This window comes from bacterium endosymbiont of Bathymodiolus sp. 5 South (genome assembly GCF_900128535.1).
Lineage (GTDB): Bacteria > Pseudomonadota > Gammaproteobacteria > PS1 > Pseudothioglobaceae > Thiodubiliella.
In genome coordinates, this window is sequence record NZ_FQTR01000047.1 from 1 (window position 1) to 14005 (window position 14005).

Sequence of the window (14005 nt, forward strand, 5' to 3'; positions counted from 1 at the left end):
TGGTCAATCTGATGAGAGTTGGGGTTTAACCAGCACTTATTATCGGCGTTTTAATTTAAACAAATCAGGCGATAAACAACAGCAACCTACACAACAGCAGTTTCAAGACTATCACACAACTTTGATTAAGGATGCCAAAAGTTACCATTATCACAAAGAAGAATTAAGCGACCTTGAATTATTACTAGAGCTGCAGCATTATGGCGCTGCCACAGGGCTTGTTGATTTTAGTCGTGATTTTTTAATCGCCTTATGGTTTGCTTGCAACTCTAAGCAAGATAACGATGGTAGCGTTTTTGTTTTAAATAGCAGTAACATTGATAAATTTACTCGACCAAAGAGCGACGAGAGTATTTTTTCCGAATGCGATAAATTACAATTTATAAACAGCAACTTTAAAAGCAATAATCGTATTTTTGCCCAAAAAGGAGTGTTTGTATTCAGCAATCAAACAATCGATAACACAGAGCCAATTCCAATTTTAAAAAAAGACAAAAAACCAATTTTGCAAGAACTGAGCGATAGGTTTTCTATTAATGAAAAATCCCTATTCCAAGACATTTATGGCTTCTCAATGGTCAATGATGTTAACCACCCTATTTATGAAAAAACTACAGAAGAGTATATCCTAGAAGGTAATCAATATTATCAAAAATATAAGTTTGAGAAGGCAATTGAGGCTTATGAGAAAGCCATTGAGATTGATCTTGATAGTGATATAGCTTGTTACAATATAGGGCTTGCTTACGCTAAATTAAGTAAGTTTGAGAAGGCAATTGAGGCTTATGAAAAAGCCATTGAGATTAAGCCTGATAAATATGAGACTTATTACGGTATAGGATTTGCTTACGCTAAATTAAGTAAGTTTGAGAAGGCAATTGAGGCTTATGAAAAAGCCATTGAGATTAAACCTGATAGTCATGAAGCTTATTACAATATGGGGGTTGCTTACTTTAGGTTAGGCAAGTATCAGAAAGAAATTGAGGCTTACAAAAAAGCCATTGAGATTAAGCCTGATAGTCATGAAGCTTATGACAATATGGGAGCTGCTTACACTGAGTTAGGTGAATTTAAGGAGGCAATTGAGGCTTATGAAAAAGCCATTAAGATTAAACCTGATAGTCATAAAGCTTATTACAATATGGGGGTTGCTTACACTGAGTTAGGTGAATTTAAGGAGGCAATTGAGGCTTATGAAAAAGCCATTAAGATTAAACCTGATAGTCATAAAGCTTATTGCAATATGGGGGTTGCTTACGCTAGATTAAGTAAGTTTAAGGAGGCAATTGAGGCTTACAAAAAAGCCATTGAGATTAAGCCTAGTCATAAAGCTTATTACAATATGGGGGGTGTTTACTTTAGGTTAGGCAAGTATCAGAAGGCACTTGAGGCTTATGAAAAAGCCATTGTTTTAAATTCAGCATCAATAATAAAACTCAGTAAACAGCAAAATTGGTACCCACTAGAACAATGGATAAATAACCTAACTGATAATGACAAAAAACAGCAGTATCTGCAGACGCTAAAAATCTTAAAAAATGAATAAAGCCCTCAGTGTCACAACCACCACCCTACTACTGTTACTCATTGCCAATGTGTTTATTGATGTCGTGTTACGATACGCTTTTAATAATTCCTCAATTGCTTTGCAAGAATTAGAATGGCATCTTTTTTCAGCGATGTTTTTGCTCTCTATTGCCTATGGTTTGCAAAATGATACCCATGTGCGCGTTGATGTTTTTTATCTTAATTTTTCACCAAAAACCCAAGCACTTATCAATATCATCGGTAGCGTGGTTTTTATCTTGCCGATTAGCCTACTGATTACTTATTATGGCTTTGATTTTGCTTATTTGGCCTTTGAAATTGGCGAGAAAAGTGGCGACCCAGGTGGCTTGTATTATCGGTTTATTATTAAAAGCATTATTCCACTTAGTTTTATTTTAGTGATTATATCCGGAGTAATTTTTGCCAAAAATCATTATATAAGGGCATTTAAATGATTGGCTTAGTCATGTTTGGCACTACTTTATTATTACTAATGGTGGGCTTCCCTGTGGCCTTTACCTTTGCTGGGGTGGCTGTTATTTTTGGGGTCTTAACTCAGGGGGTTGATTTATTTGGCTTTATGCCTTATCGCATTATGAGCGTCATGCAAAATACTATTTTGATGGCCGTGCCTTTGTTTATTTTTATGGGAATCGTATTGCAAAAAACCAAACTTGCTGAGCAGCTGTTAGAGGCAATGGGGGATTTATTTGGCAATGTGCGTGGCGGTTTGGCAGTTTCCACCATTTTAGTTGGCTCATTACTTGCTGCCTCAACTGGTGTGGTGGGGGCTAGTGTGGTAGCAATGGGGGTCATTTCCCTGCCTGTTATGCTTAAACACAACTACAAAAAAACCTTATCCACGGGTGTTATTTGCGCCTCTGGTACGCTGGGGCAGATTATTCCACCCTCCATTGTTTTGATTATTTTGGCAGATGTCTTAGGGGTGCCCGTTGGGGATTTGTTTCAAGGGGCTATTATGCCTTCAGTGGTGCTGGTAGGTGGCTATATTATTTATGTCTTGGTGGTTAGTTATCTTGATCCACAGGCAGCCCCTATTTTTAAAAGCAACAAGTGCAATTTAGGCAAAGCCGAGAAATACTTTAAAGTTGCCAAAGCCATTGTGCCGCCGATTTCACTCATTATCGCTGTGCTAGGCTCTATTTTTTCAGGCATTGCCACCCCAACAGAATCAGCAGCAGTAGGGGCAGTGGGGGCATTAGTTTTAGCCGTATTGTACCAACGCCTAAGTTGGAAAATGCTACAAGAAACCAGTACTGAAACCATTAAAGTTACTGCCATGGTATTTGCTATTTTGGTCGGCGCTACTGCCTTTTCAATGGTATTTACTTACAGTGGTGGGGACACCATGGTGGAGGAATTTATCCACAACTTACCCGCCAAAGAGATGAGTTTTATCCTCATCTCTATGGGGATTATCCTCATCCTTGGATTTTTTATTGATTTTGTAGAAATTTCACTCATTATCGTGCCAATTTTCTACCCAATCGCCCTCTCACTCGGCATCGATATGCAGTGGTTCGCTATTTTGATTGCGATGAACCTACAAACCTCATTTCTAACACCGCCTTTTGGTTTTAGTTTGTTCTACCTTAAAGGCGTTGCCCCGAAGTCCATCCAAACCACCGACATTTACAAAGGCGTCATACCTTTTATCATTATCCAAGTCAGTGTATTGGTCAGCCTAATCGTGTTCCCACAATGGTATGGCTTTAGCGGATTTTAAATCAGGTATTTTTATATGAAAATAACCAAGACAGTTGATGGCTATTCATACTATACTGCCTATCTATATTTACAATCATATTTATTATTATTTCCCTAATGGCGTATAATTTTTATACTAGATTTTACAAAAAAGCGTAACCCTATGACTCAAACTCAAACAGGAAAAGCATTTGAATACGCTATATTGCAAGAATTTAATGAAAAATTAAATAATATCACCAATGTCAAAATTGTTCAAAATGACGCTTTAGCAACAGCAAAAAAATACTTTAATCAATTTGATAAACAAACGCAAGGGCGATATTTATTAACCGCCAGTTTTGCAGTTAATTTTTTAATGGATATAGAGCCTAGACTTAAACATGATATTGGCAAAAAAGATATATTGCAATTAGAAATTTTAACGGACTACCAAGGTCAATTGGGTGATGTTAGAGATGTTGTTGCCATTCGTAAATTGCAAGAATGGGAGATAGGTGTTTCTGCTAAAAACAACCACAAAGCGATCAAACACTCCAGACTATCCAATAAGATTGATTTTGGAGAAAAATGGCTGGGAATTCAATGTTCACAAATGTATTTTGATGAAATCGGTCTAATTTTTGACCCACTAAAAGCAATAAAAAATAACAGTAATTCTACTCAAAAATGGGACACCTTAAATAACAAAGAAGACAACATTTACATCCCAATTTTAAAAGCCTTTAAAAAAGAATTAAATAGGATTTATACAACAGACCCTAAAAAAGTAGCCTGTAATTTAGTCAAATATTTGGTTGGAAGCAAGGACTTTTATAAAGTTATAAAAGGCAATAACGAGGTAGAAATACAGGCTTATAACTTACATGGGTCACTCAACTGCCCGTTTGAAAAAATACTACCTAAATTTAAAACGCCGCAAATAAATCTTCCAGATAAAATCATTAGCATTGATTTTAAGAAAGATTCAAAAACAACCTTAATTGTTAAATTAAATAATAACTGGGCATTATCTTTTAGAATACACAATGCCAGCTCAAGAGTAGAACCCTCGTTAAAATTTGATATTAACTTATTAAAAGCGCCTAGTAGTTTATTTACCAATACGCTGTCTTTACCCCAATGAAAATCGTATCCTTATTTACAGGTGCTGGCGGATTAGACAAGGGGTTTGAGGCGGCTGGCTTTGAAACCATATGGGCAAATGAATTTGACAAAGCTATTTGGGAAACATTTGAAAAAAATTTCCCAAAAACAATGTTAGATAAGCGCTCTATTAGAGAGGTGCCTTCTGATGAAATACCCGATTGCGACGGCATTGTCGGCGGACCACCTTGTCAAAGTTGGAGTGAGGCAGGTGCATTAAGAGGCATTAAAGACAAAAGAGGACAGCTATTTTTTGAATTTATTAGAATCCTAAGAGATAAAAAGCCTAAATTCTTTTTAGCAGAAAATGTTTCTGGCATGCTGGCACCACGCCATAAAGATGCTTTAGAAAATATAAAAAGTCTATTTACTGAAAGTAACTATAACCTGTCTTTTTTACTCTTAAACGCTGTGGATTATGGTGTACCCCAAGATAGAAAACGAGTTTTTTTTATCGGAATTAGAAACGACCTAAATTTTAGTTTTAAATTTCCAAAGTCATTAGCAAATAAATTCACATTACAAGATTGTATCTCTGATATCCAAGATTCTGTACTTCCCGCACAAGAGAAACAAAAAACAAATGGAAGCAAGTGCCTCCTTCCCAATCATGAATACATGATTGGTGGGTTTTCAAGCATGTATATGTCAAGAAACAGAGTTAGAGCTTGGAATGAGCCATCTTTTACCATTCAAGCCGGAGGTCGACACGCACCACTACACCCTCAAGCCCCAAAAATGACTTTTATTGAACATAATAAAAGAATCTTTGTAGAGGGAAAAGAGTCTTTGTATAGAAGGCTGAGTGTTAGGGAATGCGCAAGAATTCAGACCTTTCCAGAAGATTTTATTTTTCATTACAATAATGTAGCAGAGGGCTACAAAATGGTGGGAAACGCTGTTCCATGTCATTTAGCCTATTATTTGGCAAAGGCAATAAAAACACAGCTAATCAAAGAAAACTTAAACAATAGTCTTAAAAAAAATATCAAACCTCAAGCCCAACCTGCTTTTGCTTTAGTACCTGAATCAACTATTTTAATTGGCTATTGTCAATCAAAACAACGCCAATGGGTAGAGAAAAAAGGCTTATACAATATTAGATTGAGACCTTTGCATAAATAGGGATGATTAGCAAAATCCAATTTTTGCCCAATGGGTGATTTCTTTAAACCTTGTCCTAGCAGGGCTAAGGCTGGGTTTAAAAAATCGCCAAGTGGGTGAAAAGTGGGTTTCTGATGATTGTTCCTATTTATGCAAAGGTCTCAGATTAGATAATATTGGACAAAAAGAGAAAAGTGTTGAGTATTTACTGCTTAGAAGCAACAACAAACTTAAAGCAAACGATATTTGGAGAGTTACCAACAAGCCAGAGTCAATGAGCAATCAAGAACTGATAAATACAGGCTACCAAAATCCAAGTTGTAAAAATTATTTAATCTACAAGATTGAAAAAATAGAAAACAGTGCGTTTAGTGATATCGTATGGAATATCGAAAAATTACCAAGTTACAAGTCTATAGATAATAAATACAAGCCTTTTACAACAACACTTTCAGAATTATCTCAAGCAACGATATAAAAGCACAAACAAAAATATCCGCGTCCTTATTCACAACAAAGAAAGACTTAAACTTGAATTAGCATTAACTTTTTCTATACCGGATTCTTCTTGTTCCAAGTTGAACGCCAAAAATACCATTGATTCTAATGCTATAAATTAAGGAAGTTGGTCTATAAGCCGGGTTCTGTAATAAATAGTCATTCATCTACGAATTTTGTCACCAAAATTCTTTAGCACTCTACCCGCTACCTTGTGCGAGCCGCACCATGGGTAGCCTATTTGAGCTTGCTCCAAGTGGGGTTTACCTTGCCACCGTTGTCACCAACTGCGCGGTGCGCTCTTACCGCACCTTCTCACCTTTTCCCATACAGGGTAGTTTAATTTCTGCAGCACTTTCCGTTATGTCACCATACCTAGCCGTTAGCTAGCACTTTGCTCTGTGGAGCCCGGACTTTCCTCTGAGGAAAAACCCCAGCGACTATCCGACCAACTTCGTTGAATATTATAACATAGGCAATAAATCACTATGCAATAAAGAACAAATCCCCTGTTGTATAAAATGCGAAAGGTGGGCTATTTTTCAACAATGAAAGAGATCTAAATTGGGTATAATGATTTTTATCTTTTGCTTAATGTTATTCTTACATTGGTGCAATTACCATTCACAACACAGACAATTTAACCATAGGCGTATTATGAAAAAAAATATTTTATTTTTATTATTCTTAGTGTTTTCTAGCGTTGCCCTTTCGAATTTTAAATTCCCTAATGAAGCACAACAAGGAACAATCTTTTTAAATATTGAAAGGTATAAAGACAGTGGATTAAAATCTTTTGTTACTACTTGCAAAACCAGACTTGAGTGTTACAAAAAAATCCAGTGGGGCATTAAAACCGGAAGGTTTGTGTATTGTAAAAAAGTAACAATGGTGATCAACAATCACATTGTATGGGGTATTGATTTTGAGCACAACGCTGTTTGGCGGGCTCGGCAACAAAGAAAAATATGGGGTGATGAAGACTTTTAACGATCCAATAGGTTGTTAAAAATAGCGTGGATATTCTCGCCCTGAGAATCCACAGCAACAGTCACTGGCATATCTTTGACTTCAAACTCATAAATGGCTTCCATGCCCATTTCTTCAAAAGCGATTTTTTTGGCTTTTTTGATAGATTTAGAAATCAAATAAGCAGCGCCACCCACTGCGATTAAATAACTGGCCTGGTGTTTTTTAATACTCTTGATGGTCGCTTCACCGCGCTCTGCCTTGCCAATCATACCTAAGATGCCTGTATTCTGTAGCATTGTATCGGTAAATTTATCCATACGAGTAGCAGTAGTAGGACCTGCAGGGCCGATCACTTCACCATTCACTGCCGCTACTGGACCGACATAATAAATAAATTTATTATTAAAATCTACGCCTTTTGGTAATCCTTGTCCACTATCCAACATTTGCTTGAGTCGTTTATGCGCTGCATCTCGTCCGGTGATAATCGTGCCAGTAAGTAGCAAAGTATCTCCCACTTGCCACTGGTTCATCTGTGCTTTGTTGAGTGTATCAAGGTTGATTTTCTTGTACCTAGAAGTGTCCATTTCCAAATCAGGATACACACTCATGTCTACTGCTGGCAACTGCGCCACGCCCAAACCATCCAGTGAAAAATGCAGATGACGCGTGGCAGCACAATTAGGAATGATAGCAACTGCTTGAGAGGCAGCGTGGCTTGGATAGTCTTTAATTTTAACATCCAATACGGTGCTTACTCCTCCTAAGCCTTGCGCACCAATACCAAGATTGTTGATTTTTTCCATCAGTTCTAGGCGGAGTTTTTCAAGATGACTTGGATTTGGTTTTTGAGCGATGTCTTGAATGTCAATGGATTCCATTAGGCTTTCTTTTGCCATCAACATCGCTTTTTCAGCACTACCTCCTACACCAATACCGATAACACCTGGTGGGCACCAGCCTGCGCCCATTGTGGGAATCATTTTTAATACCCAATCAGTAACATTATCATCGGGTTGTAAAACAGCAAACTTTGCTTTGTTTTCCGAGCCACAACCTTTGGCTGCTACAATAAAATCTACTTTATTACCTAAGACGACCTTCATATGGATGACGGCGGGTGTGTTGTCTTTAGTGTTGGTTCTACTAAATAGCGGGTCTTTAACAATTGAAGCACGCAAGGGGTTATTCTTATTAGTAAAGGCTTGTCTAACCCCTTCATTAATCATATCTTCCAACGATAAATCAGCCTCCCACACAACATCCATACCTACTTCCACAAACACATTAACAATGCCCGTGTCTTGACACATTGGGCGTTGACCAATGGCAGACATTTTTGAGTTAATTAAAATTTGTGCAATGGCATTTTTAGCCGATTGATGGGTTTCTTTCTCATGTGCACTGACCATTGCTTGAATAAAATCAGGACTATGGTAATAAGAAATATATTGTAGTGCGTTGGCAACACTTTCAATCACATGCTTCTGCTGAATTTTCATATTAACGATTGTCTAAATTTATTAAGAAGTTACTGGCTACTTGTAGTATTATATCCGCTATTTATTTTATCTAGTACCTAAGCGGAGTTTTTATGTTTAATTTTTTCAAACCTCAGAGTCTTTCCATTGACCTTGGAACAGCAAATACACTTATTTTTATGAACGGTGAAATCGTATTAAACGAGCCGTCTGTTGTTGCCATTCATCGAGAAAGGGGGGCAACAGAAGACACTGTTATTGCCGTGGGTCAAGATGCTAAGAATATGTTGGGTAGAACACCCGGTTCAATTGAGGCGATTCGTCCGATGAAAGATGGCGTTATTGCTGACTTTAAAATCACAGAAAAAATGTTACAACACTTTATTCGCAAAGTCTCTCATAATAATTTTTTCTCGCCAAGCCCTAAAGTGCTTATTTGCGTTCCTTGTGGCGCTACCCAAGTAGAGCGTCGCGCTATCAAAGAAAGTGCCATTGGTGCTGGTGCGCATGATGTCTATTTAATTGAAGAACCCATGGCAGCAGCACTGGGTGCAGGCATGGCAATTAAAGAAGCCTCAGGCACAATGGTTGTTGATATCGGTGGTGGCACCACAGAAATTGCGATTATGTCACTTAATGGATTGGTTTATTCCAACTCGCTGCGTATCGGGGGCGATATGTTTGATGACAATATCATTAAATTTGTGCGCAAAGAGCATGGCATTATTATCGGTGAATCTACCGCTGAGAAAATTAAAGAAGAACTGGGCTCAGCCTTTGAAACAAATGTCATCAAGAAAATGGATTTTAAAGGTAGAGATATCGCTAAAGGTATTCCAGTAGGCTTTGAAATGACCAATACAAATGTCAGAGAAGCCATACAAGAGCCATTACTTAACATTGTTAGTGCAGTGAGAATTGCACTTGAACAAACGCCGCCAGAGCTAAGTGCGGATATTTCAGAAAATGGCTTAGTATTAACAGGGGGTGGTGCGCTTTTAGAGGGTTTTGATAAGCTCATCAACAAAGAAACCAATTTACCAGTGCGCGTCGCTGACGACCCTTTAACTTGTGTGGCTCGTGGTGGTGGCATTGTTCTAGAGATGATCAGTCAACATGACATAGGGTTTTTATCAGCAGAATGATTTTTCTTTAGGTATTTAAGTATCTAAATTATGCGAAAATTTTTAAACCTTTTTATACCTGTTTTGGTTGCGATCTTCCTACTCTTTTCAGATTATAAGTTTTCCTATTTAGACAGTCTAAAAAAATCCATTGCTACGCTCATATCACCTGTGTATTTGGGAATTAACTTACCGTCTCAACTCTATAGTTGGATTAACGAACAAGGCACAACAAAGCAGACCTTATTAAATCAAAACAAGAAATTCAGAGTTGAGTTAGTGCGTTTAAAAGTTGATTTACAAAACCATAATGCACTATTATTAGAAAATCAAAAATTAAGTCAATTACTAAACTCCCGCTACAAACTTGACAAAGAAGCATTTACATTAGCACGCGTCAGCTCTCTTAGTCAGTCACGATTAAAAAAACAAATTACCATTAATAAAGGCAGCAGTGACGGCATAAAAATTGGTCAAGTTGTACTGGGTGTTGATGGCATACTTGGGCAAGTGAGCCAAGCAACACCCTTGTATTCAAGCGTGTTGCTAATCACTGACCCAACTCAACATATACCGGTTAAAAACGAGCGTAATGGTATCCGCGGTATTAGTAAGGGCGTGAGCTCTTATCAAGGAAAATTAATGGTGCGCTTTATTCAACATGGGCTTGATATAAAAATTGGAGATGTCTTTCTAAGCAGTGCTATTGGCTCAAAATTTCCAGCAGGATATCCAGTAGGTCGTGTGACTCATGTAGAAAAGAAAGAACACAACCCATTTTTGACGATTGAATTAGCACCATCTCAAACCATTGAACAGTTAGAATTTGTTTTAATTAATAATATCCTTAAAAAACCTTAGCGATGCTTACCTATCAAAGACCTTATGTTTTTCTTATTAAAGTCACGCTATTTGCACTGATTATTAGCGCACTGCCCTTGCCTGAAATCGTTTTAGACATTGCCCCTTTTTGGCTCTTGTTGTTTTTTGCTTATTGGTTAACGCATTTCACCACTCAAGGAAAATTCTTCCTTGCCTTGCTATTAGGGGTGTTAATTGATGTGCTATACGGGGATATCCTAGGTCAAAATGCTTTGGCACTTATCTTAAGCAGTGCTTTTATTAACAATATAAAACAATCTTTTGTTGTTTCTAATATTACCACGCAGCAAGTTTATATCTTTGCTGCATCTAGTATCTATTTGGGACTATTGCTATTGGTACACGGCCTATCAACCCAAGATTTTAGTTTCAACATCTATTTACTATTCAAGCCATTTTTAAGTGCACTGCTATGGCCTGTGGTTCAATTATTATTCTCAAAGCTCAAACACTAACACCCTATATTGAAATGAGCGATGAATAAAATTAGCAATGTCAAACTAGAAAATAAGATTTTTGCTGGCAGAATGGTTTTGGCTCTGATTTTTATCTTCCTTCTAACCTTAGTCTTAATATTGAGACTTTTCAATCTACAAATTATTCATTACGATTATTACACGGAAGAATCATTGGGTAATCAAATGCGCATACTGCCGATTACCCCAGTGCGTGGAAAAATCTTTGACCGTCATGGAAAAATTATTGCCACCAATCAGCTTGCCTATAAACTCACATTGACCCCTGAAAAAACCAAAGATATTCCCGCAACATTGCTGGCACTTAAAAAGTTTGGTCTAATTAATGATAACAATATCGCCACTTTCAAAAAAATCAAAAGGCGCTATAAAAAATTTCATAGCATTCCATTAAAGCACAAACTCAATGAAGAACAAGTGGCAAAATTTTTAGTGAGTAATCAATTTATTGGGATTGATATCGAGCCTTATTTCCATCGAGTCTATCCTAACAATAGCTCCAATGTGCATGTTACTGGTTATGTCTCTAGAATGAATAAAAAAGACAAAGCCTTCTATGATAAAAAAAATTACGCAGGCACTTCTTTCGTTGGAAAAACTGGCATTGAAAAACAATACGAAACCTTACTACATGGAAAAAGTGGCAAGAAACAAATCGAGCGCAATGTCACCGGCCGAGTCATTAACAGCAAAAATATTCAAGAACCAGAACAAGGTAGCGATTTGTATCTCAGCATTGATCTGGACTTACAAAAAAAAGCAGAGTCCTTACTCAAAGGTAGGCGTGGCTCCATTGTGGCCGTTGATACGACCAATGGGGAAGTCTTAGTCATGGTAAGTACACCTATTTACAACCCCAATTGGTTTGTGGATGGCATCTCGCATAAAAATTACAACAAACTACGAACCTCAAAAGATATTCCACAACTCAATCGTGCGATTCAAGGTCTGTATCCACCAGGTTCAACGATTAAACCCATGGTGGCATTGGCAGGGCTTGAGCAAGGAGTCGTTACCACGCATCATAAAGTCTACTGCCCAGGTTTTTTCAAGTTGCCTAATGTGAGGCGTAAATTTAACGACTGGAAACGCAGTGGACATGGTATAGTTGACGCTAAAGACTCCATTGCACAATCTTGTGATGTATATTTTTATGATTTAGCCAACAAAATGGGTATTGATAATTTACATGATGGTTTAAAACCTTTTAATTTTGGCGCAATAACGGGTATTGACATTCCTGGAGAGCGTGGCGGCATCTTGCCCTCAAAGGCTTGGAAAAAAATCAACAAGAATGAGCCTTGGTATCGAGGCGAAACGCTAATTACAGGCATTGGACAAGGCTTTATGACCAGCAGCCCACTGCAGCTGGCTGTTGCCACAGCAGCTTTGGCCAATCAAGGCGTGATTATTCAACCTAAATTATTAAAGAGCATACAAGCACCAGGAGACAGCATTAAAAATACAGCTAGAAGCCCTCAAAAACAAATCCCTATTAAAGATATTCATAATTGGGAACATGTCATTGAAGGCATGAGGCAAACAATCTATGCGCCCAAAGGCACAGCTAGAAGACTCAACAAAAATTTGAAATACACCCTAGCAGGAAAAACAGGCACTGCCCAAGTATTTGGCTTGGATGCTGAAGAGCAATATATTGCGGCTAATTTAAAGGAACACTTACGAGACCACGCATTATTCAATGGATTTGCACCGATTGAAAACCCAAAGATTGCGATTGCTGTCATTGTAGAAAATGCAGGTAGCGGTAGTGAAAAAGCAGCACCACTTGCTAAAGCAGTGCTAGATTTATATTTTGAAAAACAAGCCAAGAGCAAACATTAATTGGGCGTACAAATTAAGCAGCGTAAATCTGCCCTTTACTCTCTAACTATTTCTCATATTTGTGCGCAATCTCATCAAAAAAGACACAATTAGAGGTAAATCTCACTCCAATTTCTAACGCTGGTTCTGCTCCATTTTTCCTATATTTGTTGGGTTGCCAGAATCAACTCTTTTAAGCATAGACCTCGCATTGGAGGCGAATCTCTAGATTGAGCCTTGTGCTTGATAACTGCATTTAAAGAGACCTTTGCATAAATAGGGATGATTAGCAAAATCCAATTTTTTCCCAATGGGTGATTTCTTTAAACCTTGTCCTAGCAGGGCTAAGGCTGGGTTTAAAAAATCGCCAAGTGGGTGAAAAGTGGGTTTCTGATGATTGTTCCTATTTATGCAAAGGTCTCATTAAGTAAAATGAAATAAATCACTTTTAGTCTTTAGGAATTTTAGGCAATGGACCAACCCCAAAACCCGGATCAAGCGGATCCTCCGTCTCCAGTTCAGGTATCTTGCCCTCAGGCAATTCTTTTAAATCCTTAACACAACGAACAGGCATTTTTTCATTCCTAGAATCTTCGAAGAGCTCCACTCCAAAATCATCACGAATCCTGAGATTCCAAGGACCTAGAAAAGAATGATCATCTTGCTTACTCCATAGACGGACTTGCTCTCCAACCTCTACCCGATCCCCATTCTGTTTTTCCTTGCCAGCAGGCGAAAACTTAAAGACACTAGAGAGGGCTAAAGCGGTATTTGTAATATCATTATCAATAATTCTAAAATTATCTAGTAAATCTTTCAGAGATGGCGCGCCAAAGCCTAATGGACAGACAGCCTCACCAAACCCGTAATATGTTCCATAAGCAGCAGTGTCAGTTTTTGAGGTGGCTACTTTTGTTGCACCTAAATTTCTATCAAGCCATATTCTACCTCTACCTGTAGGTGAAGATGAGATGATCGTTTTGTATTCCTCCCCTTTAAACATTATTATGTCTTGGGTAGAAGGGTCAACAGGATCGTTAGTAGCAGGAACGCCAAACTTTGTTTGAATACAACGAACACTAAAGCCGTAAGCACGATCAAGGCTATTGTAGCTCACACCAGTACTATCAATACTCAAATATTTAGCTTGTTGTACCCCACCAGTAGAAACAGAAGCATTCCGTGTCCACAAGGCGGCTAAAGAAACGGTATTTAGAATAGC

General features: G+C 37.9%; 14 protein-coding genes and 1 other RNA gene. 11 read left to right on the top strand and 4 right to left on the bottom strand.

Annotation, left to right across the window (positions count from 1 at the left end; genetic code table 11):
• From BBROOKSOX_RS05945 to BBROOKSOX_RS05970, 6 genes are all read left to right on the top strand, one after another.
• Positions 1–1546, top strand: a 1546-nt coding sequence (locus BBROOKSOX_RS05945) for a tetratricopeptide repeat protein (RefSeq protein WP_139660318.1), incomplete at its 5' end; no start/stop codon positions are given.
• On the top strand, positions 1539–2003 hold the full coding sequence (locus BBROOKSOX_RS05950) for a TRAP transporter small permease subunit (protein ID WP_139660319.1): 465 nt from the start codon (positions 1539–1541) through the stop codon (positions 2001–2003). The genes BBROOKSOX_RS05945 and BBROOKSOX_RS05950, both read left to right, overlap by 8 nt.
• Entirely contained in the window at positions 2000–3295 is a 1296-nt protein-coding gene (locus BBROOKSOX_RS05955) for a TRAP transporter large permease (protein WP_139660320.1), read from the top strand. The genes BBROOKSOX_RS05950 and BBROOKSOX_RS05955 overlap by 4 nt, the downstream gene beginning before the upstream one ends.
• Before the next feature lie 144 nt (positions 3296–3439).
• Positions 3440–4402, top strand: coding sequence for a HaeIII family restriction endonuclease (locus BBROOKSOX_RS05960; protein WP_139660321.1), 963 nt, complete (start codon positions 3440–3442; stop codon positions 4400–4402).
• Positions 4399–5547, top strand: a complete 1149-nt coding sequence (locus BBROOKSOX_RS05965; protein ID WP_139660322.1) for a DNA cytosine methyltransferase — start codon at positions 4399–4401, stop codon at positions 5545–5547. Before BBROOKSOX_RS05960 ends, BBROOKSOX_RS05965 begins: the two co-directional genes overlap by 4 nt.
• A 34-nt stretch (positions 5548–5581) precedes the next feature.
• A complete protein-coding gene (locus BBROOKSOX_RS05970; protein ID WP_139660323.1) occupies positions 5582–6004 on the top strand; it encodes a hypothetical protein in 423 nt (140 codons plus the stop codon).
• 139 nt (positions 6005–6143) lie between these two features.
• On the opposite strand, the gene rnpB is transcribed toward BBROOKSOX_RS05970, so the two are convergent.
• An RNA gene (rnpB, locus tag BBROOKSOX_RS05975) (RNase P RNA component class A) lies at positions 6144–6480 on the bottom strand.
• A gap of 201 nt (positions 6481–6681) precedes the next feature.
• Here rnpB and BBROOKSOX_RS05980 point away from each other — a divergent pair.
• A complete protein-coding gene (locus BBROOKSOX_RS05980; RefSeq protein ID WP_139660324.1) occupies positions 6682–7014 on the top strand; it encodes a hypothetical protein in 333 nt (110 codons plus the stop codon).
• Here the strand turns inward: BBROOKSOX_RS05980 and BBROOKSOX_RS05985 are convergent.
• Positions 7011–8498, bottom strand: coding sequence for a fumarate hydratase (locus BBROOKSOX_RS05985; protein WP_139660325.1), 1488 nt, complete (start codon positions 8496–8498; stop codon positions 7011–7013). The two genes, BBROOKSOX_RS05980 and BBROOKSOX_RS05985, sit on opposite strands and share 4 nt — an antisense overlap.
• A gap of 92 nt (positions 8499–8590) precedes the next feature.
• Between BBROOKSOX_RS05985 and BBROOKSOX_RS05990 the strand changes: the two genes are divergently transcribed.
• From BBROOKSOX_RS05990 to mrdA, 4 genes are read left to right on the top strand one after another with little or no spacing between them, the layout of a single operon-like run.
• Entirely contained in the window at positions 8591–9622 is a 1032-nt protein-coding gene (locus BBROOKSOX_RS05990) for a rod shape-determining protein (RefSeq protein WP_139660326.1), read from the top strand.
• Positions 9623–9652: 30 nt separating this feature from the next.
• Complete coding sequence (gene mreC, locus BBROOKSOX_RS05995; protein ID WP_139660327.1) at positions 9653–10462, top strand: rod shape-determining protein MreC; 810 nt, start codon at positions 9653–9655, stop codon at positions 10460–10462.
• A gap of 2 nt (positions 10463–10464) precedes the next feature.
• Positions 10465–10938 (top strand): rod shape-determining protein MreD, encoded by a 474-nt coding sequence (mreD, locus tag BBROOKSOX_RS06000; protein ID WP_139660328.1) that lies wholly within the window; start codon positions 10465–10467, stop codon positions 10936–10938.
• A 21-nt stretch (positions 10939–10959) separates the two neighbouring features.
• Positions 10960–12804 (top strand): penicillin-binding protein 2, encoded by a 1845-nt coding sequence (gene mrdA, locus BBROOKSOX_RS06005; protein ID WP_139660329.1) that lies wholly within the window; start codon positions 10960–10962, stop codon positions 12802–12804.
• 140 nt (positions 12805–12944) lie between these two features.
• Here the strand turns inward: mrdA and BBROOKSOX_RS06010 are convergent, their stop codons facing one another.
• Positions 12945–13094 carry a hypothetical protein gene (locus BBROOKSOX_RS06010; protein WP_218973705.1) on the bottom strand — a complete coding sequence of 50 codons (150 nt, stop codon included), beginning with the start codon at positions 13092–13094 and terminating at the stop codon, positions 12945–12947.
• Positions 13095–13231: 137 nt separating this feature from the next.
• Positions 13232–14005 (bottom strand): hypothetical protein (locus tag BBROOKSOX_RS06015; RefSeq protein WP_180323876.1); only part of this gene is annotated, 774 nt, incomplete at its 5' end.